The 24,365-nt window shown below is 44.6% G+C and carries 22 protein-coding genes; 18 read left to right on the top strand and 4 right to left on the bottom strand.

Annotated features, from left to right (window positions below):
- Positions 1-146: 146 nt before the first annotated feature.
- The 3 genes from apbC to AB4503_RS01405 all read left to right on the top strand — a co-directional run bounded on the left by apbC (position 147) and on the right by AB4503_RS01405 (position 4,367).
- Entirely contained in the window at positions 147-1,223 is a 1,077-nt protein-coding gene (gene apbC / locus AB4503_RS01415; RefSeq protein ID WP_372113441.1) for an iron-sulfur cluster carrier protein ApbC, read from the top strand.
- Positions 1,224-1,480: 257 nt separating this feature from the next.
- Positions 1,481-2,122 (top strand): uridine kinase, encoded by a 642-nt coding sequence (gene udk / locus AB4503_RS01410; protein WP_004734002.1) that lies wholly within the window; start codon positions 1,481-1,483, stop codon positions 2,120-2,122.
- Positions 2,123-2,228: 106 nt separating this feature from the next.
- Positions 2,229-4,367: an AsmA family protein gene (locus AB4503_RS01405; protein ID WP_372113440.1), complete on the top strand. Its 2,139-nt coding sequence runs from the start codon at positions 2,229-2,231 to the stop codon at positions 4,365-4,367.
- A 223-nt stretch (positions 4,368-4,590) separates the two neighbouring features.
- Here AB4503_RS01405 and cobO read toward each other — a convergent pair whose 3' ends face one another.
- Positions 4,591-5,196, bottom strand: coding sequence for a cob(I)yrinic acid a,c-diamide adenosyltransferase (gene cobO, locus AB4503_RS01400; RefSeq protein WP_017062158.1), 606 nt, complete (start codon positions 5,194-5,196; stop codon positions 4,591-4,593).
- An 84-nt stretch (positions 5,197-5,280) separates the two neighbouring features.
- Between cobO and AB4503_RS01395 the strand changes: the two genes are divergently transcribed.
- Positions 5,281-5,730, top strand: coding sequence for a low molecular weight protein-tyrosine-phosphatase (locus AB4503_RS01395; RefSeq protein WP_017067202.1), 450 nt, complete (start codon positions 5,281-5,283; stop codon positions 5,728-5,730).
- Positions 5,731-5,844: 114 nt separating this feature from the next.
- Here AB4503_RS01395 and AB4503_RS01390 read toward each other — a convergent pair whose 3' ends face one another.
- A complete protein-coding gene (locus AB4503_RS01390; protein ID WP_017062156.1) occupies positions 5,845-7,392 on the bottom strand; it encodes a SulP family inorganic anion transporter in 1,548 nt (515 codons plus the stop codon).
- Positions 7,393-7,650: 258 nt separating this feature from the next.
- On the bottom strand, positions 7,651-10,767 hold the full coding sequence (rne, locus tag AB4503_RS01385; RefSeq protein WP_372113438.1) for a ribonuclease E: 3,117 nt from the start codon (positions 10,765-10,767) through the stop codon (positions 7,651-7,653).
- 618 nt (positions 10,768-11,385) lie between these two features.
- Here rne and rluC point away from each other — a divergent pair.
- Positions 11,386-12,330 carry a 23S rRNA pseudouridine(955/2504/2580) synthase RluC gene (gene rluC, locus AB4503_RS01380; RefSeq protein WP_017054981.1) on the top strand — a complete coding sequence of 315 codons (945 nt, stop codon included), beginning with the start codon at positions 11,386-11,388 and terminating at the stop codon, positions 12,328-12,330.
- Positions 12,331-12,595: 265 nt separating this feature from the next.
- Here rluC and AB4503_RS01375 read toward each other — a convergent pair whose 3' ends face one another.
- Entirely contained in the window at positions 12,596-13,177 is a 582-nt protein-coding gene (locus AB4503_RS01375; RefSeq protein ID WP_017067204.1) for a nucleoside triphosphate pyrophosphatase, read from the bottom strand.
- Positions 13,178-13,326: 149 nt separating this feature from the next.
- On the opposite strand from AB4503_RS01375, the gene yceD reads away from it, so the two are divergent.
- The 13 genes from yceD to AB4503_RS01310 all read left to right on the top strand — a co-directional run bounded on the left by yceD (position 13,327) and on the right by AB4503_RS01310 (position 23,922).
- A complete protein-coding gene (gene yceD, locus AB4503_RS01370; RefSeq protein WP_372113436.1) occupies positions 13,327-13,854 on the top strand; it encodes a 23S rRNA accumulation protein YceD in 528 nt (175 codons plus the stop codon).
- A 35-nt stretch (positions 13,855-13,889) separates the two neighbouring features.
- Positions 13,890-14,060, top strand: a complete 171-nt coding sequence (gene rpmF, locus AB4503_RS01365; RefSeq protein ID WP_004737376.1) for a 50S ribosomal protein L32 — start codon at positions 13,890-13,892, stop codon at positions 14,058-14,060.
- Positions 14,061-14,069: 9 nt separating this feature from the next.
- Positions 14,070-15,095, top strand: coding sequence for a phosphate acyltransferase PlsX (gene plsX, locus AB4503_RS01360; RefSeq protein WP_017062152.1), 1,026 nt, complete (start codon positions 14,070-14,072; stop codon positions 15,093-15,095).
- A 5-nt stretch (positions 15,096-15,100) separates the two neighbouring features.
- On the top strand, positions 15,101-16,051 hold the full coding sequence (locus tag AB4503_RS01355) for a beta-ketoacyl-ACP synthase III (RefSeq protein ID WP_372113434.1): 951 nt from the start codon (positions 15,101-15,103) through the stop codon (positions 16,049-16,051).
- An 80-nt stretch (positions 16,052-16,131) separates the two neighbouring features.
- The gene (gene fabD / locus AB4503_RS01350) at positions 16,132-17,055 is read left to right on the top strand and encodes an ACP S-malonyltransferase (protein WP_017063479.1); all 924 of its coding nucleotides are present in this window, start codon (positions 16,132-16,134) and stop codon (positions 17,053-17,055) included.
- Between the two features lie 25 nt (positions 17,056-17,080).
- Positions 17,081-17,815, top strand: a complete 735-nt coding sequence (gene fabG / locus AB4503_RS01345; RefSeq protein WP_029235138.1) for a 3-oxoacyl-ACP reductase FabG — start codon at positions 17,081-17,083, stop codon at positions 17,813-17,815.
- A 166-nt stretch (positions 17,816-17,981) separates the two neighbouring features.
- The gene (gene acpP, locus AB4503_RS01340; protein WP_004737381.1) at positions 17,982-18,215 is read left to right on the top strand and encodes an acyl carrier protein; all 234 of its coding nucleotides are present in this window, start codon (positions 17,982-17,984) and stop codon (positions 18,213-18,215) included.
- Between the two features lie 93 nt (positions 18,216-18,308).
- A complete protein-coding gene (gene fabF, locus AB4503_RS01335; RefSeq protein ID WP_010437291.1) occupies positions 18,309-19,553 on the top strand; it encodes a beta-ketoacyl-ACP synthase II in 1,245 nt (414 codons plus the stop codon).
- Positions 19,554-19,657: 104 nt separating this feature from the next.
- Positions 19,658-20,536 carry an aminodeoxychorismate lyase gene (gene pabC, locus AB4503_RS01330; RefSeq protein ID WP_372113432.1) on the top strand — a complete coding sequence of 293 codons (879 nt, stop codon included), beginning with the start codon at positions 19,658-19,660 and terminating at the stop codon, positions 20,534-20,536.
- Positions 20,533-21,549, top strand: coding sequence for an endolytic transglycosylase MltG (gene mltG / locus AB4503_RS01325; RefSeq protein WP_372113430.1), 1,017 nt, complete (start codon positions 20,533-20,535; stop codon positions 21,547-21,549). Before pabC ends, mltG begins: the two co-directional genes overlap by 4 nt.
- Before the next feature lie 10 nt (positions 21,550-21,559).
- Positions 21,560-22,192, top strand: a complete 633-nt coding sequence (gene tmk, locus AB4503_RS01320) for a dTMP kinase (protein ID WP_171732063.1) — start codon at positions 21,560-21,562, stop codon at positions 22,190-22,192.
- Between the two features lie 6 nt (positions 22,193-22,198).
- Positions 22,199-23,164, top strand: coding sequence for a DNA polymerase III subunit delta' (locus tag AB4503_RS01315; protein WP_017070536.1), 966 nt, complete (start codon positions 22,199-22,201; stop codon positions 23,162-23,164).
- The gene (locus AB4503_RS01310; protein ID WP_017067206.1) at positions 23,155-23,922 is read left to right on the top strand and encodes a TatD family hydrolase; all 768 of its coding nucleotides are present in this window, start codon (positions 23,155-23,157) and stop codon (positions 23,920-23,922) included. The genes AB4503_RS01315 and AB4503_RS01310 overlap by 10 nt, the downstream gene beginning before the upstream one ends.
- Positions 23,923-24,365 lie beyond the last annotated feature (443 nt).

Below are 24,365 nucleotides of genomic sequence, written 5' to 3'. Positions count from 1 at the left end.
CGCTTTTTTGATAGGTATAAATTTGAGAGGTAATACTACTTTATAACGTGTGATACGCCAAGGTATCAGACTAAGGATTCCCCTAGTTTTTTAGGGGTTCAGTCTTCATCCCGTGGGTGATAGCATAAATAAAAAAAGGAGTCCCAATGCGTAACTTTACTTCTAAGCAAGATTTCTGTTCATGGTTGAATGAGTTCGAGTCACCAATCCTCATCCCAGAGTGGGCGCTATACCAAAATATTGTATCGGTTGATCCGCGTGGATCATTTGTTATCACCTTACCTTTTGCCGCTAATCAGCTTGCGGTTGAATTGGAACAGTGGATTCACTCTCAGATTGAACAACAGCTTGTTAGCGCTTTTCAGTTTGAAGTGAAGGTGAAGCCGTCTGCGTTAGAAACCACGGTTGCGACACCATTGAAGGGGGTGAAGAACATCATCGCCGTGACATCTGCAAAGGGTGGGGTGGGTAAATCGACCACTTCAGTCAACCTTGCTTTGGCTTTATCTAAGTCTGGTTCAAAAGTGGGTTTGTTGGATGCGGATATCTATGGTCCTTCTGTACCTATGATGCTTGGCCAATTAGATGCGAAACCAGAAGTCCAGAATAACAAGTGGATGATGCCAATCGAAGCGCACGGTATTTTCACTCACTCTATCGGTTATCTTGTGTCGAAAGATGACGCTGCGATTTGGCGCGGTCCAATGGCGGCCAAGGCTTTAGGTCAGCTTGTTAACGAAACCGTATGGCCAGAGTTGGATTATCTAGTTATTGATATGCCACCGGGCACGGGCGATATTCAGCTGACGTTATCGCAACAGATCCCAGTGACCGGGGCTGTAGTGGTGACCACTCCTCAAGATTTGGCGCTAGCGGATGCACGTAAAGGCGTAGCGATGTTTGATAAGGTGAGTGTGCCAGTCGCAGGCTTAGTTGAAAACATGAGCTATCATATTTGTAGTCACTGTGGTGAGAAAGAGCATATCTTTGGCGTTGGTGGTGCCGAAGCTATGTCAGAAGAGTTTTACCTCGATATTTTGGCACAGATCCCTCTTCATATTGATGTGCGAGAAGATATCGATGCAGGTTGCCCGACGGTGATTCGTCGTCCAGATAGTGAACATACACGTCACTACTTAGAGCTTGCAGAGAATGTGGCTGCGAAGATGTTCTGGACCGGCAAGGCGAGACCAGAAGCGATTAACTTCTCTATGGTTGAATAACGAAAGATAATCAAAAAGTTGTGTTAATCATGTTGGATTAGATAAATAGCGGTTGGATTTAGGCTGATCGCCATTGGGGTTGTGCAAATAGTTGTAGGCAAGTTATTTGAAAGCAAACGATTGTATTCATTAAATGCATTGATATCATCAATTTGACTGCAATTAGCTAAAATGGCGACTAGAATCTATGTGCTTTAGCCCCTATAATCAGGCGGTTTATCTCTTCCCACCACCAAACCATATCGGGTGCAAAATTAATGTCTGATAATAATCAATGTGTCATCGTAGGTATCGCTGGCGCTTCAGCTTCAGGAAAAAGTCTGATTGCTAGTACAATTTATAATGAATTGCGCGAAAAAGTAGGCGACCATCAAATTGGTGTTATCACGGAAGATTGCTATTACAGCGACCAAAGCCACTTGAGTATGGAAGAGCGTGTTAAAACTAACTACGATCACCCAAATGCACTAGATCATGATCTTTTATGTGAACATCTACAGCAGCTAATGAGTGGCAACGCCGTAGAAGTTCCTGAATACAGCTACACAGAGCACACACGTACTTCTGAAACGACTACACTTACTCCAAAGAAAGTGATCATTTTAGAGGGTATTCTGCTTCTAACAGACCCGCGTCTTCGTAAACTAATGCACGCAAGTGTGTTTATGGATACACCATTAGACATCTGTCTATTACGCCGTGTTAAGCGTGATGTAGAAGAGCGTGGTCGTACAATGGACACTGTACTTAAGCAATACCAAGAAACAGTACGTCCAATGTTCATGCAGTTTATCGAGCCTTCAAAACAACATGCAGACATCATCGTTCCTCGTGGTGGTAAAAACCGTATTGCGATTGATGTGCTAAAAGCGCACATTGCGAAGTTGTTGAAGTCTTAATCGAATAAAATTTTGCCTAAGTGACTCACTTAGCTTTATTTTTTACCGAATCAGTGGCACTTTTATAGTGCCACTTTCTTTTGGAATCTAAGCAAGGAATATGCGGATGAAGAAACTACTCATTTTCATAGCTGTACCAGTGTTTGTTGTCGTTGCAGCAATTCTGGCACTAGTGCTGTTAGTGAATCCCAACCAATTTAAGCCATTAATTGTCGAACAAGCCCAAAAACACACAGGCCTAGAGCTAGTGATCGAGGGTGATATCAGCTGGCAATTCTTCCCATCCATTGGCTTTGAACTTGGTCAAACTGAATTACGCAACCCTGAAGGTTTTACGCAACCTAACCTATTTAAGGTTGATACCGTTGGCGTTGACGTTTCGGTTACTCCGCTATTTAGCAACCAACTAGAGATCGGCAACATTACTCTAGATGGTGCAGAATTCTATTTAGAAACGCTTAAAGATGGTCGCAAGAACATTGATGCACTAACGCAAGCGTCAGCGCCTCAAGAATCTGAGCCTGCAGCAGGCACAAGTTCTGAATTAGCGCCTGCCCCTCAAGAGCAAACTACCACAGACGCATCGGGTTGGACGATCAACCTTGCAGGCGTAACTGTATCAAACGCATTGTTTGAAATGGACGACAAGCAAGCGGGTTCATTCACTAAGCTATACGATGTGTCTTTGAATCTTTCTGAGTTTGCCGTTGATACATGGACAACCGCGACATTTGCGGCTTCTGGTGAGAACAATCAACAGAAGTTCTCTGCACAAGGCAGTGCAGAATTCAAATTAGCTGAAGGCTTTGCAAGTTACGCACTTCGTAATATCGACTTAAACGCTAAGTTCAATGATCCAGCGACGTCGATTGAGTCAGCAAAAATTGGCTTGAATACGTTTGAGTTCGATAAGGTAAACCAACTGACTTACGCTGTAATCGGTAATGCAGCTGGCCTTGACCTTGATCTTAAAGGTGGCGGTGAACTTACTGTTGATAGCGCGATTTCAAAAGTAACGCTGAACAAGTTAACGTTAGACTCAACATTCAAAGGCGACACGCTTCCTCAGTCTCCAATGAAAGTCGACATGCTGTCTGACTTAAGCTTCGATCTTAACAAGAGCCACCTGCGCTTTGTGTTAGAGAAGCTACAAGCTAACGCTATTGCATTAGACGGTAAAGCAGACGTAATCCTATCTGAAATACCAAAGGTTCGTTTCTCTCTTCATAGCCCGAATATTGATTTAGATGAATTCTTAGGCTTAGGCAATACAACAGAAACAGCGAGCACAGCGCCTTCTGGTTCTGCTGGTGGTTCAACGTCAAGTTCTGGTAGTTCAGATCCAGCTAAAGAAGTGGAACCTGATCTGTCGGCTCTGAAAACGTTAGACGTGAAAGGTGACATCACGATTGATAAGTTCAAGGCGAACAACGCGAAGATGCAGAATGTTAAAACCGCATTTTTGGTTAACCGTGGTATCGCAGAGCTAACCTCATTCACCTCGAATCTTTACCAAGGTTCTATTTCTGCTACTGCAAAGTTAGACGCTCGTAAAACACCAGCGACTTACACGGCTAAGAAGAAAATCAAAGGCGTGAAAGTACAACCGTTACTGGTTGATGTTGCAGATAACGATATGCTGGAAGGTACCGGTAATATTGATGTCAACGTGAAAGGTAAGAGTCTAACTCCGACGGGTATCAAGAAAAACCTAGTCGGTACTATCGCGATTAACTTTGAAGATGGTGCAGTTAACGGCATCAACGTAGCTCAACTGATTCGAGAAAACTACGCTAAGATCAAGGGCGAGAAAGTTGAAAGCACAAATGAAGCTCAAAAAACGGACTTCAGTGCAATGAAAGCGACGCTGAAAGTGGATAAAGGTTGGGTTTCAACTAACGACTTATCAGCACAGTCGCCACTGTTACGTGTGACAGGTCAAGGTAAAGCAAACTTCATCAATGAAACGGTCGACTTCCTTGTGCGTACATCAATTGTGGGTTCACTTGAAGGTCAGGGCGGTAAGAGCATCGACGACCTGAAAGATGTGACTATCCCAATTAAGGTAACAGGTCAGTGGGTAGCCCCGAAATTTGCACTTGTTTTTGATGATGTATTGAAACAGAAAGCACAGAAAGAAATTGATCGTGGTTTAGAAAAGTTAGACGAAAAGTACGGTGACAAGATCAAAGATGAGAAAACAAGAGACGCAGTAAACGGTCTACTAAAAGGTTTGTTTAACTAGTCTTCATCTCATTTAAAAATGAACAAAGCGCCACTCCTGTTGTAGGAATGGCGCTTTTTATTTTTGGCTCGATAATACTCAAGAGAGATTCCCTATGACACTCGTCCCTCGCTCTAGGGAATGACGATAGGCCGTCGTCCTTTGTTCAAGAGCGTAACGGCCTAGTGGTCGTCATCCTCGAGAGGGAAGAATGACCGAGTCGGGGATCTCTGGTTGAAGGTGATTACCAGTCAACGCCTTGTAGCGCTTTAACACCAGATTCAAAAGCGTGTTTCACATTGCGAACTTCAGATACTGTATCTGCTATCTCAGTAAGAGTACGGTGCGCGCCACGACCTGTAATGATGACAGACTGCATCTTCGGGCGGTTATTCAACGCCTCAACCACTTCATCGAGTTCGATGTAACCGTAGCTAACCATGTAAGTCAGTTCATCAAACAGAATCACATCGATCGACTCATCAGCCAGCATGCGTTGGCACTCTTTCCATACACGCTGCGCAGCTTCAATATCTTGCGCTTTGTTCTGAGTTTCCCAAGTAAAGCCTGTGCCCATGACTTGGAACTCGACATCAAGCTTTTGCAGAACGTTTTTTTCGCCGTTATCCCAGGTACCTTTAACAAACTGAGCAACGGCGCATTTCTTACCATGACCAACTGCACGTGTAATCGTACCAAAACCGGATGTTGATTTACCTTTACCGTTACCCGTGATGACCAGCAATAGGCCTTTTACTTCTTGTGCTGCAGCGACACGTGCATCGACTTGTTCTTTTACTTTCTGTTGTCTTGCTTTGTGGCGTTGTTCTTTGTTGTCTTCAGTCGACATAACAAATCCTTTTAAGTTGTGATTGCGTCTATCATAGCCTAACTTAACGATAGCAAAAACCATCGGAAGAACAGGTGATTAGGGATGAAAAAGATACTCGTAGTTTGTATGGGGAATATTTGCCGCTCGCCAACAGGTGAAGCGGTGCTAAGGAAGAAAGCGCAACAGCTGGATATTGATGTTGTGGTCGACTCTGCGGGGACGATTGGTTTTCATCAAGGCAACCCGCCAGACTCGCGATCCAAATCTGCAGGAGAGAAGCGAGGCTACAGCTTTAAGGGGATTACTTCTCGTAAAGTGGTAGATAATGACTTCGAAGAATTTGACCTGATACTCGCGGCCGATAGGGCGAATTTAGACGACTTAATGAGCCAATGCCCAGTTCACCTCCAATACAAGCTCGCATTATTTTTGAGCTTTGGAGAGTCACAATATCAAGAGATCCCCGATCCGTATTATGGTGAGGGAAATGGTTTTGAATTGGTGTTGGATTTAATCGAAGAGTCTAGCGAAGCGATACTGCGTTCGATGTAGTGTAGGAACAATGTACGTCGTTTTGTTATCAGCGTAAGGGCTGACCGATAGGTATAAAAAAGGCCGACATTGAATGTCGGCCTCTCTAAATCTAACTTAAAGCTACAGCTAAGATTACTTAGACATTACTTTGTAGATTGGGTCTTCTGCAACGTTCGCTTCAACTAAGCTACCTGCTTTGTGCAGCATAGCAACACAGTCTTGGCTTAGGTGGCGAAGGTGAAGTGTTTTACCTAGCGCCGCGTAACGGTCAGCAATCGTGTCGATCGCTTCAATTGCAGAGTGGTCAGTCACGCGTGAGTTTGCGAAATCAACGATTACATCTTGTGGATCGTTGTATGCGTCAAACAACTCTAGGAAGTTAGCCGTTGAACCAAAGAAGATTGGGCCGTTAACTTTGTACTCTTTTGAGCCTTCAGCGTTTACTGATGTATCTGCGTAGATGTGTTTAGCATGTTGCCAAGCAAACATTAGCGCAGAAGCGACAACACCAACACCTACTGCCACAGCAAGATCAGTCAGTACTGTTACTACGGTAACAAGAACGATAACGAAGAAGTCTTGTTTAGGAACGCGACGCGCAAGCTTGAAGGTTGCCCATTCAAATGTGCCGATAACAACCATGAACATTACGCCCACAAGTGCTGCTAGAGGAATCATTTCAATCAGTGCAGAACCGAACAGGATGAACATCAGTAGTGCAACTGCGGCGACGATACCTGAAAGACGACCACGACCACCTGAGTTTACGTTGATCATCGATTGACCGATCATCGCACAACCACCCATCGCACCGAATACAGAACACGTTACGTTAGCCATACCTTGACCAACACATTCACGGTTAGATTGACCACGAGTGTTTGTCATTTCGTCTAGTACTGTCAGTGTCAGCAGAGATTCAATCAGGCCGATAGCCGCAAGGATAATTGCGTAAGGCAGGATGATCTGTAGTGTATCTAAAGAAAACGGAACAGCAGGAATTGAGAATGTTGGAAGAGAGCCCGCTAGCGTAGCAGCTTCGTCACCAGACATTGTACGTAGGAAGTCGACAACAGTGCGAGTTTCAAGGTCAAGACCCACAACCAAAGCCGTTACTGTAACAATAGCAACTAATGAAGATGGTACTGCTGTTGTTAGCTTAGGTAGGAAGTGGATGATAGCCATTGTAAGGGCTACTAGACCTAGCATTAGTGTCATTTGACCGCTTGGTAACCAAGTCAACGCACCTGTTACGTCTGGCGCTTTAAATTGACCAAGTTGAGCTAGGAAGATAACAATGGCCAAACCGTTCACGAAACCAATCATTACTGGGTGTGGAACGATACGGATAAATTTACCTAGTTTAAATACACCTGCTGCAATTTGCAGAAGGCCAGCCAGCATAACGGCTGCGAATAGGTATTGAACACCATGGGTTGCCACTAGGCTCACCATTACAACGGCCATTGCGCCGGTTGCGCCAGAAATCATACCTGGACGGCCGCCAAAGACAGAAGTGATTAAACCTACGATGAATGCTGCATAAAGACCAACCATTGGGTCAACGCCAGCAACAAAGGCGAATGCTACAGCTTCAGGTACCAGAGCCAGGGCTACTGTAAGACCTGAAAGCACGTCATTCTTTACAGAGTGCTTTGAAAATTGTGGGAATTCGAACATGTTTGCTCAGCTATGCTTAAGATGGATTTACCGACACGGGTGTATTGCGTAGCCAAACAGTGATGGAAAAGAGCGGCAATAGCGAAGTGTCGAAAAGATAAGTGCGCGAATGCTACCCAAAAATGTGATTAAGTTCAAGGTTGAACCTAACTTTGAGTAATATATCTGTTAATTTTTATTCGATTAGTAGATATGAAAAAGGCTGCTTTAATAAGCAGCCTTTGATTCTATTTACTCGCGATTACCTATCAGTAATCACTAGTAGTTTGGCTTAGTCATCGCCGCGCCAGCTTTGTTCGACGCTGCCTGACTGCCTGCACCTTTCGATACAAAACGTTCAGTGCGGAACGGAGCTGCAATCACTTCAATCTCTTTGATCTCTTGAGGACCAGGAGCTTTAGTCATTGGTGAACCGGCTTGCTTCTTAGCAACAGCTGCCTTTGGTGCCGCTTTAGGAGCTTCTGCTTTAACAACAGGTGCTTCTTCAACTTTTGCACTTTCAGCTTTAGGCGCTTCAGCTTCAACAACTGGTGTTGCTTCTGCTTGCACAGCTTCTGCTACAACAGGCGCTTCAACTTTCGTCGCTTCTGCAACGACTGCAGGAGCTTCAACTACAGCAGGAGTCTCAGCTACTTGAGCTTCAACAGCAGCATCTTCACGACGGATGATAACTTTACCCATTGCAAGCTCTGGACATGCGAAGCCGCCAGTCATTGCTACGTTGCTTTGTGGTGCCGTCTCTAGAGCAACATTCTGCTCTTGAACAGATGTTTGAGCTTCAGCTGCTACTTGAACTTCAGCCACTTCAGGCTTTGCCAGCTTGTGGTGAGGTTTTGGAATGAAGCGAGGCATCACTTTACCCATAGCCATCTCTGGAGAAGCTACACCACCTTTACGTAGGCGGAATGGGTTAGGGCGACGATCACGACCGCGACGACGACGTTGACCACTTGCACGTAGGTGACGTGGAGAACGACGGTTACGACGTTGTTTCGGCTCTTCCTGTTCAGTTTGCTCTGCATTCGCTTGAGTTGCTTCTACTTGTTCCGCAACTTTTTGCTCTTGAGCTACTGACTGTTCTTTTGAAACAGATAGTTCTTTAGCAGCAACCTGCTCTTTTGAAGCGTTATCTTCAGCTTGAGCTTGTTGGTCTTTAACACGAACTTGCTTGTTCAGTTTACGACGCTGACGACGCTCTTTAATCTTAGCTGCTTTCGCTTCAGGTTTAGCCTTAGGCGCTTCCGGTTTACCAGCTTGTGCTTCTGCTGCTAGCTGTAGACCTTCTTCTGCTAATTTAGATGGTGCTTGCTCTTCGCGTTGCTTCTGCTCATCACGTGGCTTGTTGCGACGGTCTTGCTTAGGCTTGCGAGGCTGACGAGTTTGCTGTGGAGCTGCTTCTTTTTGCTCTTCAGGCTTCTCCTCACGAGCTGGCTTACGGCGGCGTTTGTTGTCACGGTTTTCGTTACGATTGTCACCACGTTCACCACGGTCGTTACGCTGTTCGCCACGCTCACCACGTTGGTTACGACGACGGTTATCGTTACGATCACGGCGTTGACGGTTGCCGTTGTTACGATTGTTTTTAGGTTTTTGTTCTTCTTTCTTCTCTTCTTCTTTTTTCTCTTCTTGAGTTGAAGAGCCAAATAAGAAGCTACCGATAGCTTTGAAGAAACGACCAATTAGGCCTGGTTCTTGAGTCGCTGCTGGTTCAGCTTTCTTCTCTTCTACAGCTTTAGGTGCTGGAGCAGGAGTTGGTGCTGATTGAGCAGGAGCTGCGAAGCCTTTCAGAGCAGGTTCTTCGATCTTCTTAGGACGAATAGTCTGTTCAGCAGGCTCTTTGCTTTCCGCTTCTTTTAGAGCTTCTAGCTTGTTAGGCAGTAAGTAAGATAGTAGATCGAACTCTTCACCTTCACGAACACGGATAACCTCAAAATGCGGCGTTTCCATGTCTGAGTTAGGAACAACAGTGATCTTAACTTCTTGGTTCTTCTCGATGTGGTTTACTGAGCGACGTTTTTCGTTCAGAAGGTAAGAAGCGATTGGAACAGGCACAACAGCAAGTACTTGTGCTGTGTTGTCTTTTAGAGCTTCTTCTTCAATCAAACGTAGAACAGAAAGTGCTAGAGATTCGTTATCACGAACAACACCAGTACCTGTACAACGAGGACAAATGTGGTGGCTTGCTTCTGCTAGTGATGGGCTCAAACGTTGACGAGACATCTCTAGAAGACCAAAGCGAGAAATACGACCAATCTGAACACGTGCGCGATCTAAACGAACGGCATCACGTAGACGGCTTTCTACTTCGCGTTGGTGGCGAACCGGGGTCATATCGATAAAGTCGATTACAACAAGACCACCTAGGTCACGTAGACGTAATTGACGTGCAATTTCATCGGCAGCTTCTAGGTTAGTGTTAAGTGCTGTTTCTTCAATATCGCCGCCCTTTGTTGCACGAGCAGAGTTGATATCGATAGAAGTCAGTGCTTCTGTTGGGTCGATTACGATAGAACCACCAGATGGAAGACGAACTTCACGTTGGAAAGCAGATTCGATCTGGCTTTCAATCTGGTAATGGCTGAATAGTGGCACTTCACCATCGTATTTCTTAACGCGATTCATGAAATCTGGGCGTATTAATTGAATGTGCGCTTGTGCACGTTCAAAAATAGTATTGCTGTCGATTAGAATCTCGCCAATATCACGACGTAGATAGTCACGAATTGCGCGAACAATAACGTTACTCTCTTGGTGAATTAGGAAAGGAGCTGCATTTGAATCAGAAGCTTGCTTGATAGCGCCCCAATGGTTCAATAGAACATTCAGGTCCCACTCTAGCTCTTCTGCGCTTTTGCCAACACCCGCTGTACGCACGATTAAGCCCATACCTTGAGGAAGCTCAAGAGTGCTTAATGCTGCTTTCAGTTGAGTGCGTTCATCACCTTCGATACGACGAGAAATACCGCCAGCACGAGGGTTATTAGGCATAAGAACTAAGTAACTACCAGCCAAAGAGATGAAAGTTGTCAGTGCAGCACCTTTGCTACCACGTTCTTCTTTCTCTACTTGTACGATTACTTCTTGGCCTTCTTTTAGCACTTCTTTAATGCTAGGACGGCCTTGGTATGTATAACCTTCAGGGAAGTATTCGCGGGCAATTTCTTTAAGAGGGAGGAAACCGTGACGTTCTGCGCCGTAATCAACGAATGCCGCTTCTAGGCTTGGTTCAATACGGGTAATACGTCCTTTGTAGATATTCGCTTTCTTTGACTCGTGACCTGGACTTTCGATATCTAGATCGAACAGTCGTTGGCCATCAACCAAAGCGACACGCAACTCTTCTTTTTGAGTTGCGTTAATTAACATTCTTTTCATTTAGAAATTCTCATTGTCTTTTCTTATTTTCATCATTGTTCTTATCGCTTTATTTCGTTTCTCATGGTGCCAGATCCCATGGCTTTATCGGTGCAGCCTCCCGGCTGGAGAGGGATGCTCTGGGGCACGTCAGTCATCATAGGGAGTTAGCCTATGATCCGCGATGTGGCGGTGAATACTCAACATGAGTGTACGTGAGTAGAGCGATAAGGAACTCAGTTGACCGTGTCTTACGCCGATTGCAGCACTGTCTAATCTGAGTTATCTACTCATTTACTTGCTTATGAATGGTTAACTGTTTAAATAATAGTCAAACCACTGATAGCAGCTGTGAACTATAGCAGCGGTCGGTAAACACAGCAATCTGCTTTGTCGGAATGCTGTAAAAAAAACAGTTTTTGTTTGGGTTTTGATAGCTCTAACTCACTGTCTATAAATAATTTATCAATTGATATTTTAATTTGCAGGAATCTTGATGCTTTTTTGTTCGAAGAATCAAAGAAATATAGAACTTCAATGACCATTTTGGGATAGATCGGTAAGGATTAGGGATAAATAAGTTCGGAATAGGGCTAAGAAAATATCAATTATCAAAAGTGACAGTGATACAATAGCGCAATGAGCGAAATTAGAACCCAAGTCCAATTCGTCGACATTGACGAAGATATGGCTGGTCAGCGTATTGATAACTTCTTACGCAACCAATTAAAAAACATCCCGAAAAGCATGATTTACCGAATCGTGCGTAAAGGCGAAGTCCGCGTAAATAAAAAACGCATTAAGGCTGAGTACAAACTAAAAGCTGGCGATTTAGTTCGTATCCCTCCGGTTACTATTGAAGAGAAAACAGAAGAGAACGTGCCGAGCACGAAACTCAACAAGGTTTCAGAATTAGAACAGTGCATCATTTATGAAGATGATCACATGCTAATTCTTAACAAACCGTCTGGCACTGCTGTTCATGGTGGTAGCGGATTAAAATTTGGCGCGATTGAAGCATTACGTGCTCTTCGCCCTGATGCTCGTTTTCTTGAATTAGTGCACCGTATCGATAGAGATACGTCTGGCATTTTGCTTGTTGCTAAGAAGCGCTCGGCGCTAAGACACCTTCAAGCACAGTTCCGTGAAAAAACGGTTCAAAAATACTACTTCGCTTTAGTTATGGGCGAATGGAAGAACAGCTGCAAAGTCGTCAACGCACCTTTGTTGAAAAATGAAGTGAACAGCATTGTTCGAGTTAACCCGAATGGTAAAGCTTCTGAAACCCGTTTTAAGGTTTTAGAAAAATTCCAAGAGGCGACGTTGATTCAAGCAAGCCCAATTACAGGCCGAACACACCAAATTCGTGTGCACGCTCAGTATACTGGTCACCCAATTGCTTGGGATGATCGCTACGGTGATCGTCGTTTTGATGCTTACACGGGTAAGGTTGGTCTTGATCGTCTGTTCCTACATGCAGCAAACATCAAGTTCACACACCCAGGTAGTGAAGAGAAGATGGATATCTCGGCGCCAATGGAAAGAAGGCTAGAGAAAGCCCTAACTGGTTTACGTAAGCTTTAAGAAGATACGAGATACGAAGGTATAGAGTGCCTCTAAATTTGTTCTTCAGTATCCATAAATGAGAAAGGTTGACGAATATCGTCAACCTTTTTTGTTTTCATCTGTTGTAGAAGATCCCCAAGTCGCTCGTTCCTCGCTCTTGAGGATGACGACTTTTTAAAATACGCTCTATATCATTAGTTGGTTAGATAAAATTGCGTGTTCCGCCATTCCCTAGACTGACGAAGGAAGGAGTAGGGAATCTCTAACAAAGAGAGCGTATCCGTTATAGTACCCCCATTCCTTGCGCTTCTAACATATCGACTAGATCGATCAGCGGTAAGCCGATCAAAGTATTTGGGTCTTTCCCTTCCATCTGTTTAAACAACGCGATGCCTAACCCTTCACACATAAAGCTACCTGCGCAGTAATAAGGCTGCTCTTTTTCAACATAACTAATGATCTGTTGCTTAGTTAAATCGCGGAAATGCACTACAAAGGTGTCGAGACGTGTGTCAGCTTCATTGGTTTCGTTGTTCCAAACCGAAAGCCCAGTATAAAAAGTAATGCTCTTGCCGCTTTGACGAGATAACTGCTCGATCGCTTTTTCTCGAGTGTGAGGCTTACCAATGATCTCTCCATCAATTACGCAAACCTGATCAGAACCAATGACTAAGCTAGGTTGCTCCACAACACAAGACTTAGCTTTGGTCTCAGCAAGGCGCATCACCAGCTGTTGAGGCGTCTCTTCAGGAAGCGGCGTTTCATCGCAGTCTGGCTTGGCTGTAATGAAGCTTAACTGTAGTTTTTTGAGGATCTCTTGCCTAAATGGTGATGTAGAGGCTAAAACTAGTTGGTAATTTCTCATTTTAATTTACAATTCAAGGAAGCATTTATCTCAGGATAACGTAACTTGTCCTGCTATTCATAATGCTCTGAATAGGAAAGGCAGGAAAGTACATTTTTTTTGCCATTTCCTTTGACTAAACACGATTTGGAAGATAAGATTCGCGCCCTATGCAAAAGGAAAAAATACCGCGTACAGTTGATCCGGCAAGAACGGCTCAAAAACGACTCGATATGGATGGTATCATTCAGGTCAGTCTTTTGAAGCGTTTAACTGAAGCAACTGAAGGCGTAAAACGTGACGCGCAAGTCTCAATGTCATTTGGGCTTGATGAACAACGATTAGTCGTTATCTCTGGTAAAGCTAACGTCGAAGTCGATTTAGAGTGTCAACGTTGTAATGAGGTTTTCGCACATGAGTGCGATGTCCAATTTACTTATACTCCTGTTTACAGTGAGAACAGTGAAGAGGAAGCACCGGAAGAGTACGATTTGGTAGATCTGAACGAGTACGGTGAGTTAGACCTGATTCAATTAGTTGAAGACGAGTTCATCCTTGGATTGCCACAAATAGCAATGCACGACGATGCGAAATGTAGCGTTAACTCAAATAACTTGGTGTTTGGTGAACTTCCTGAAGAAATTGAGGAAGACAAAAAGCCGAATCCATTTGATGTTTTAAAAAGCTTAAAGAAGTAATTGCTTCTTTAAGAATTTACATAGGAGTAGGGTCAATGGCCGTACAAAAGAGCAAGAAATCACGTTCAATGCGTGGCATGCGTCGTTCACACGATGCGCTAACTACAGCTGCACTTTCTGTAGACGCAACTTCAGGTGAAACTCACCTACGTCACAACGTGACTGCCGAAGGTTTCTACCGCGGCAAAAAGGTTATCAACAAGTAAGGTTGACCTTTGCAAAATCTAACCGTTGCGCTTGATGCAATGGGCGGGGACTTCGGTCCTCGTGTAACAGTGCCTGCCGCCGTGCAGGCACTGTCGTATTTCCCAGAGCTAAAAGTCATTCTAATAGGTGATCGAAACGCGATCACATCTCAATTATCTTCATTAGGTCGAATGCCTGATTCTCGTTTGAGTATCCAGCATTGTGATCGAGTCATTTCCAATTCTGAAAAACCTTCACTAGCCTTACGTAATAGTCAGGGTAGCTCTATGCGTGCCGCTATCGATCTGGTTGCCGAATCACAGGCTGATGCTTGTGTGAGTGGTGGTAACACTGGCGCACTGATGGCTTTATCCCGTTTCAGACTCAAGCTTCTTCCCGGTATTGATAGGCCTGCATTGGTTTCAGCTTTGCCTACTGCATCCGGAAATCGCACATGGATGCTTGATTTAGGGGCGAACGTTTCTAGTGACGCAGATTCACTGTTTCAGTTTGCTGTCATGGGCAGTGCATTAGCAGAACAACATTTAGGTCGCGCACCACGTGTCGCTATCTTGAATATCGGTGCAGAAGAAATTAAAGGCAATGACCTTGTAAAACGATGCGCTGAAATGTTGTCTAATACTCAGTCTGTGAACTTCATAGGCTATATTGAAGGTAATCAATTACTTCAAGATGCTGCTGATGTCGTCGTATGTGATGGTTTTGTGGGCAATGTCTGCTTAAAAACGTGCGAAGGTACGGCTCAGCTCTTTATTGATAAGCTAAAAACGCGCATGATGGCTTCAACAATAAAGGGTTGGATAGCCAGAATGCTGTTTTCTGAGCTATTTACTGAATTAAAAACCTTGAACCCCGACCAGTATAACGGCGCAAGTTTGTTAGGATTGCGCGGCATTGTCATTAAAAGTCATGGAAGTGCTGATGTGTCTGCAGTCGTCAACGCGATTGGTGAAGCAGTACACGAGGTCAAACGACAAGTCCCCAGCCGCATTAGCGATCGTTTGGAAGCGGTTTTACTCGAGAGGCATTATTAGTCTTCATGTATAGCAAAATTTTAGGTACTGGCAGCTACTTGCCATCTCAGGTGCGTACTAACGCAGACTTAGAGAAAATGGTAGAGACTAGCGATGAGTGGATCGTTGCTAGAACGGGTATTAAAGAGCGTCGTATTTCAGCGGAAAACGAAACCGTTGCTGATATGGCGTTTTACGCTGCTGAAAATGCCATTGATATGGCAGGTATCGACAAAGAAGAGATTGATTTAATCATCGTTGCGACAACCAGCAGTAGCCACACATTCCCGTCTTCGGCATGTCAGGTACAAGGCAAGCTTGGTATCAAAGGCTGCCCTGCGTTTGATTTGGCTGCAGCGTGTTCTGGTTTTGTCTACGCACTGTCTGTTGCTGATCAACACATCAAGACTGGCATGTGTAAGAACGTTTTGGTAATTGGTGCTGATGCACTGTCAAAAACCTGTGATCCGACTGACCGCTCTACTATCATCCTATTTGGTGATGCAGCAGGCGCGGTGGTTGTAGGCGCAAGCGAAGAGCCAGGTATTTTGTCTACTCATATTTACTCTGATGGTAAATACGGTGAGCTTCTAAGCCTAGAAGTACCAGAGCGCGGCGGTGATGCAGACAAATGGCTGCACATGGCGGGCAACGAAGTATTTAAAGTGGCGGTAACTCAGCTTTCTAAGCTAGTTAAAGACACCTTAGCGGCGAACAATATGGATAAGTCAGAGCTTGATTGGTTAGTTCCACACCAAGCGAACTACCGTATTATCTCGGCAACCGCTAAAAAGCTGACGATGTCGCTTGATCAAGTAGTGATTACTCTTGATAAGCACGGCAACACGTCAGCAGCTACCGTACCAACGGCCCTAGATGAGGCTGTTCGCGACGGGCGAATTAAACGTGGTCAAACGCTTCTACTTGAAGCATTTGGCGGCGGCTTCACTTGGGGTTCTGCGTTAGTTAAATTCTAACCCTAAGCGATAATCAACAAACAAGGCACATAACTTATGTGCCTTATTCAATTTTTTGCTTTGCTTAAAGGAAAATTACAATGAGCAAATTTGCTATCGTATTCCCAGGCCAAGGCTCTCAAGCTATCGGTATGCTTGCTGACCTAGGCGAACAGTATGATGTTGTTAAAAAGACATTTGCTGAAGCTTCAGAAGCACTTGGTTACGATCTATGGGCATTGGTTCAAGATGGTCCTGTAGAAAATCTAAATGAAACTTTTCGCACTCAACCGGCTCTATTAACAGCGTCTGTTGCAATTTGGCGTGTATGGCAAGAGCTTGGCCTAGAGCAACCTGTAAATCTAGCAGGTCACAGCCTAGGTGAATATTCTGCACTTGTATGTGCCGGCGTTATCGACTTTAAAGAAGCGATCAAGCTGGTTGAACTACGTGGTCAACTGATGCAAGAAGCGGTTCCTGCAGGTGTTGGTGCAATGTACGCAATCATCGGTCTAGACGATGAAGCGATTGCTAAAGCGTGTGAAGAAGCTGCGCAAGACGAAGTTGTGTCTCCAGTTAACTTTAACTCTCCTGGCCAAGTTGTTATCGCGGGTAACAAAGCGGCAGTAGAGCGTGCTGGTGCACTTTGTAAAGAAGCGGGCGCTAAGCGTGCACTTCCGCTACCTGTTTCTGTGCCGTCTCACTGTGCACTGATGAAGCCAGCAGCAGACAAGCTAGCGGTGGCTCTAGAAGCTCTAGAGTTCAACACGCCAGCATTGCCTGTTATCAATAACGTTGATGTTATCGCTGAAACAGATCCTGCAAAAATTAAAGACGCACTTGTTCGTCAGCTGTACAGCCCAGTTCGTTGGACTGAAGGCGTACAAGCGATGAATGAGCAAGGCGTTGAGAAGCTACTTGAATTAGGCCCTGGTAAAGTTCTTACTGGTCTAACAAAACGAATCGTAAAAACTATGACAGCTGCTGCAGTTAATGACACTGCATCACTAGAAGCTGCTAAGTAAATAACCACTTAATAGAGAAGTTATGATGAATTTAGAAGGCAAAGTTGCACTAGTTACAGGCGCAAGCCGTGGCATCGGTCGTGCAATCGCTGAACTTTTAGTTGAGCGTGGTGCTAAAGTTATCGGTACTGCGACATCTGAAGGCGGCGCAGCTGCAATCAGCGAGTACCTTGGTGAGAACGGTAAAGGTCTTGCTCTTAATGTAACGGATACTGACTCAATTGCTGCTACACTGAAAACCATCAACGATGAATTCGGTGCGATTGACATTCTAGTTAACAACGCAGGTATCACTCGTGATAACCTACTGATGCGTATGAAAGACGACGAATGGAATGACATCATCGATACTAACCTAACGCCTATCTTCCGCATGTCTAAAGCTGTATTGCGTGGCATGATGAAGAAACGTCAAGGCCGTATCGTAAACGTTGGTTCTGTAGTAGGTACTATGGGTAACGCTGGTCAAGCTAACTACGCAGCTGCAAAAGCAGGCGTAATTGGTTTTACTAAATCAATGGCTCGTGAAGTTGCGTCTCGTGGCGTTACAGTGAACACTGTAGCTCCTGGTTTCATCGAAACTGACATGACTAAAGCGCTAAATGATGACCAACGTGCAGCAACTTTGGCGAATGTACCAGCAGGTCGACTAGGTGACCCTCGCGAAATCGCTGAAGCTGTGGTATTTTTGGCGTCACCTGCGGCAGCTTATATCACAGGTGAAACACTTCACGTCAATGGCGGTATGTACATGGTGTAAATTATGTGCAACATTTGTGCATGATTTAAGTCAAGATCATACGTAATTTCGGTTAAAATCGTGAAAATTGTGGTTTGACCAGAAAAGTTGACCTTGCAACTTTCAATAGATTGAATAAACTACGGAAAACATCGCATAAAGCGAACTCTGTAAAGGAAAAGAAAAAATGAGCAACCTCGAAGAACGCGTAAAGAAAATCATTGTTGAACAGCTAGGTGTAGACGAAGCTGAAGTTAAAAACGAAGCTTCTTTCGTTGATGACCTAGGTGCAGATTCTCTAGACACAGTAGAGCTAGTAATGGCTCTAGAAGAAGAATTTGACACTGAAATCCCAGATGAAGAAGCTGAGAAAATTACTACTGTTCAAGCAGCTATCGATTACGTAACTAGCGCTCAGTAATAATCTCTCCCAGGCGGTCACCTCGACCGCCTGTGTTTTATCTAACTCATCTATCCTCATCTTAAATCACCTCAATCCCCGGAGTGTAAAATCGTGTCCAAGCGTCGTGTAGTTGTCACTGGCATGGGTATGTTGTCACCGGTAGGCAACACTGTAGAATCTTCTTGGAAAGCCCTGCTAGCTGGTCAAAGTGGTATCGTTAATATCGATCATTTTGATGCAACCAATTTCTCAACTCGTTTTGCAGGTCTAGTTAAAGACTTTAACTGCGAAGAGTATATGACTAAAAAAGATGCTCGTAAGATGGACTTGTTCATCCAGTACGGCGTCGCAGCAGGTATTCAAGCTTTAGATGATTCAGCCCTAACTATTACTGAAGAAAACGCTCCACGTGTGGGTGTTGCTATCGGTTCTGGTATTGGTGGTCTTGGTTTGATCGAAGCCGGTCACCAAGCTCTAACTGAAAAAGGCCCTCGTAAGATCAGCCCGTTCTTCGTACCGTCGACGATCGTGAATATGATTGCTGGTCACATGTCTATCATGCGTGGCCTACGCGGTCCAAACATCGCGATTTCTACTGCATGTACGACTGGCCTACATAACATTGGTCACGCGGCTCGTATGATTGCATACGGCGATGCAGACGCAATGCTAGCGGGTGGTGCTGAAAAAGCATCAACTCCACTAGGTATGGGCGGTTTTGGTGCGGCTAAAGCACTTTCTACTCGTAACGATGAGCCTCAAAAAGCTTCTCGTCCATGGGACAAAGGCCGTGATGGCTTCGTTCTTGGCGACGGTGCAGGCATGATGGTTCTTGAAGAGTACGAACATGCGAAAGCTCGTGGCGCTAAGATTTACTGTGAGCTAGTTGGCTTCGGTATGTCGGGTGACGCTTACCACATGACATCTCCAAGTGAAGATGGCTCAGGTGGCGCACTAGCAATGGAAGCGGCTATGCGTGATGCTGGCATTACTGGTGAACAAATCGGTTATGTAAACGCACACGGTACTTCGACTCCTGCTGGTGACGTAGCGGAAGTTAAGGGCATCAAGCGTGCTCTTGGCGAAGCAGGCAGCAAGCAAGTATTGGTTTCTTCTACGAAATCAATGACAGGCCACCTTCTAGGTGCTGCTGGTTCTGCTGAAGCTATCATCACGGCTATGTCTCTGGTTGACCAAATTGTTCCACCAACAATCAACCTAGATGATCCTGAAGAAGGCTTAGATATTGACTTAGTACCTCACACTGCGCGTGAAGTTAGCAACATGGAATATGCTGCATGTAACTCATTCGGTTTCGGTGGTACAAACGGCTGTTTGATCTTCAAAAAGATTTAATCATCTTATTAAAGACGTAAACACTCGTAGATAGTCACAATTAGACTTGTTTTTAAACGGCTTGATGCTTTAGCATTGAGCCGTTTCTTTTTATGGGGAAAAACATGTTTTGGGTTGATGGAGAAAGCCAGCAAACTATCGATATTTTGGATCGCTCGTTTCAGTACGGAGACGGCTGTTTTACGACAATGCTCGTGAGTGATGGTGAGATACAACATCTTCACGATCATCAGCACCGTGTCGACGAGTGCCTTAAAGCGCTACGCATTTCTGCTCTTGATTGGGATGTTGTTAGTCTTTGGCTCGATACTGCGCTTCAACACATCCAACATAACGCTCTTCATGGCACAAAGAGCCTTGATGGTTCAAAGAAGCTCCATAACGCCAACAAGCCTCATAATCAAAAAGCAGGGATCAAGCTGCACGTTAGTCGTGGAGCGGGTGGGCGTGGCTACAGTACCAAGAATATCGCCAAGCCGACAATCACCATCAGTACCTTTGATTACCCAAGCCATTATTCAGCGTGGCAAGACTCCGGTGTTGAACTCGGTATCTGCCATCAAGCGCTAGGTTTGAGCCCACTACTGGCTGGCCATAAGCACAATAATCGCCTTGAGCAGATTTTGATGAAAGATGAAATGGATCAAGCTAATGAAGTGGATGGCGTGGTTCTTGATATATCGGGCAATGTGATTGAAACCACCATGGCCAATCTGTTCTGGCGCAAAGGTCAGTCGATATACACACCTCAACTCACTCAAAGTGGTGTCGCGGGGGTTATGCGTAAGCAAGTGTTAACCGCGCTGAATCAGGCTGAACTTTCCGTTACAATTAGTGACTACTGCTTATCTCAACTCATGCAAGCTGATGAGGTTTTCATGACAAACTCCATTTTAGGGGTTGCCCCAGTTACCCGTATTAGTGATACCCCATTTAACATTGGAACCATTACTCGTAGCCTTCAAGGACAACTAAACTCGTGATCAAAAAGTTTTTTATTTTTATTATCTTGTGCTTAATTGCAGCCGGTGCTGCTGGTTTTTATGTTTACAACCAAGCGCAAGATAACCTGAAACAAGTTATTCAATTAGAAAAACCACAAGTCGTGACTGTTGCTTCAGGTAGCAGCTTTAACCGCGTTCTAGCCCAGTTGATTAACGAGGGGCTGTTTAAGGCTTCTCCTTACGAGAAATTAATCCGTAAGTTACATCCTGAGCTTGTAGACGTAAAAGCGGGTACTTTCCTGCTTGAACCGGGTTTAACCTTAGAGCAAGCGCTACAGGTGCTTGTAGAAGGGAAAGAACACCAGTTTACTATTACCTTTGTTGAAGGCAGTCGTTTTGACGAATGGCTTGTTCAGCTAAAAGACAACGAATTCATTCAACAGACATTGGATGGCGTTTCTGAAAAAGAGATCGCTGAAAAGTTGGGTATTGAAAACGAAAAGCTAGAAGGTCTCTTCTTAGCAGAAACGTATCACTACACCTACGGCACCACTGATTTAGATTTGTTGAAGCGCGCGCATCGAGACCTAATGAGCGTGGTGAATGAAGAGTGGGAAAATCGAGCGGATAAGCTGCCTCTTAAATCGCCATACGAAGCGTTAATTCTTGCATCTATCATTGAGAAAGAGACCGCTGTTGCGTCAGAACGTGAGCGTGTTTCTTCTGTGTTTGTTAACCGTCTAAACAAGCGTATGCGTTTGCAAACTGACCCAACGGTTATCTATGGCATGGGTGACAGCTACGATGGCAACATCCGTAAGAAAGACTTACGCACGCCAACGCCTTACAACACCTATACAATGAGTGGCTTGCCACCGACACCTATCGCTATGGCAGGCAAAGCGTCTATCAACGCGGCGTTGAATCCAGAGAAGAGCAACTACTTGTATTTCGTTGCGAGTGGAACAGGTGGTCACGTATTTTCAAAGAGTTTGACTGAGCATAACCGTGCAGTGCGAGCTTACTTAAAGCAATTAAGAAAAAACAGATAAAGAAATAATTATGAATCAGTCGAAATTTATCGTGGTTGAAGGCCTTGAAGGCGCTGGCAAAAGCACAGCAATCAATGCCATCGTTGAGACATTAAAAGCATCGGGTGTTGAAGATATTGTTAATACTCGCGAGCCGGGTGGTACTGTCTTAGCTGAAAAGATGCGTTCATTGGTTAAAGAAGAGCACGAAGGCGAGAAGCTTCAAGACATGACTGAATTGCTGTTGATGTATGCAGCACGTGTTCAATTAGTCGAGAACGTCATCAAGCCGGCACTCGCCAATGGTCAATGGGTATTGGGTGATCGTCATGATATGTCTTCACAGGCATACCAAGGTGGTGGTCGCCAGATCGCGCGCACGACTATGGAATCACTGAAAGCAACCACGCTAGGCGGCTTTAAACCCGATCTAACGCTATATTTGGACCTAGACCCTAGAGTAGGGCTAGAGCGTGCTAGAGGCCGTGGTGAGCTTGATAGAATTGAAAAGATGGACATCTCATTTTTCGACCGCACGCGTGAGCGCTATCTAGAAATTGCAGAACAAGATGATTCTGTACTTGTGATTAACTCGCAGCAAGAAATTGAGCAAGTAGCCGCTGATATTAAAGTCGCGCTAACTGCTTGGCTCGACAAACAGTAGGTAGTCATGGCTGAAGTGTATTCTTGGCTCACACCGGTATGGAGTGAGTGGAAAAAAAGTCTCGATGCGGAGCGTTTTCCTAACTCTGTGATTGTTAATGCACCGGAAGGGCTCGGCGTTGATGCTTTGATTAGCCAACTTACCGACGCATTGATGTGCACGAACTATGAAAGCGAGTCGTGCGGGTTTTGCCACAGCTGTGAGTTAATGAAGTCGGGCAGTCATCCTGATTTTCATGTGATCTCACCCGAGAAAGAAGGTAAGTCGATCACGGTTGATCAAGTGCGTGCCAGTAACCGCTGGGCTCAAGAGTCTTCTCAGTTAGGTGGTTTGCGCGTTATTTTGCTTAACCCTGCTGAAGCAATGAACGAATCGGCTTCCAACGCACTATTGAAAACTCTGGAAGAGCCATCAAGCAAGTGCATCTTCATTCTGTCTACTCGTAACAGTAATCGCTTAATGCCGACTATTATTAGCCGTTGTCAGCAATTCAATGTGGTTTGTCCGCAGTTAGAGACAGCATCAGCGTGGTTAGATGGTGAAGTGGGCAAAGCGGTACCGCAGTATATTTTAGCACTCAATGACAACGCGCCTTTAAAAGCAAAAGCGATGTTTGAGCAAGGTGGCGTTGAAGCTTCAACAAAAGCGCTCGATGGCTTTGTGAATGTGATAAAAGGCACTCAACCTGACATGCTAAAGTTCTCTACAGAGCTTAGCAAAGACCCTTTGATTCAACTTGGCTGGCTTTGGCATCTATTGTCAGATGTACAGAAGCTGCATTTTGGTTTGGCGAATCAGGCTTTCACTCCGAGTGCGAAAGCATTGTGTGAGGCGATGTCTTATCAAAGTGCTTATGCAGCATCGAATAAACTGCTGACATTGATTGAGCAGTTAAAGCAACACCCTGGGCTCAATACGGAGCTACTCATAATGAATTGGCTGATAGCCACTTGCGAGGAAACATGTTCGTAGATTCCCACTGTCATTTAGACAAACTGGATTACCAAGATTTACACACCAGCGTAGAAGATGTGGTTAACAAGGCGAAGGCTGCTAACGTAGACCAATTGCTTTCTGTCGGTGTGACACTCGATTCGTTTGAAAATATGCTCGAGATGATCTCGCCGTTTGATAACGTTAAAGCCTCTTGTGGCGTTCACCCTCTCGATGTTGAAAGTGATTTCAGCCTAGAGACAATGCGTGAATACGCGAGCAACCCTAAGGTTGTGGCGATTGGAGAGACAGGTTTAGATTATCACTACCAACCAGAGACGGCGGAGCTGCAACAGCTGCGATTTAAGCAGCATGTTGAGTTAGCCGTTGAGCTGAATAAACCTTTGATCATTCACACTCGTAACGCACGTGAAGACACATTAGCTATTTTACGTGATGGCGGAGCTGAGAAGTGTGGTGGTGTGATTCACTGCTTTACCGAAGATCAAGCGTTCGCTGAAGCAGCAATGGAACTAGGTTTCTATATCTCAATTTCAGGCATTGTGACCTTTAAGCAGGCTACAGAACTTAAAGAAGTTGTTAAGAACCTACCGCTAGACAGGTTGCTGATCGAGACAGATTCTCCATATTTGGCGCCCATTCCATATCGTGGGAAGCAGAATCAGCCTGCATATGTCGTCGAAGTGGCGGCCTACATTGGGCAATTAAAAGGTGTGTCGATGAAAGAGGTTGCCGAACAAACGACCAAAAATTACCAAAAACTTTTTTTGCGATAAAAATCTAAGTAAACAAATAAAAGGGAGCGAAAGCTCCCTTTTTGTGTTTTTGATCACTAAAAATACGTTTTTTTTTAATGTTTACGAATTATGTTGAACTTGAGAGCGCTAATTATAACATTTGTAATTTTGTTACTAAAAATAACATTCACTCCTATTTTATTTACTCAGTAAAATAATAGGGCTCTTGAAAAATACTTATATATTTCAATTGATTAAATGCTTGTAAAGGATTGCATTTCTAGATTTGACATGTGATCCAAGACGTGTTTTGAAACTAAATTTCGTAAGTGACTAGAAAGTTAGTTCCCCATCAATATATATTTAGCGGCAGAAAATATAATGCAATACATGGTTACATTTTCGCAGGGTGCTAACATATAGGCTACGGGGGTGTGCCGTTAGAACCCAATATAATTATTTTATCTTTATCAGGAGCATAA

Source organism: Vibrio sp. 10N.222.55.B11 (assembly GCF_041473705.1).
Taxonomy (GTDB): Bacteria; Pseudomonadota; Gammaproteobacteria; order Enterobacterales; family Vibrionaceae; genus Vibrio; species Vibrio crassostreae_C.
This window is presented reverse-complemented; position numbering and strand designations above follow the sequence as displayed.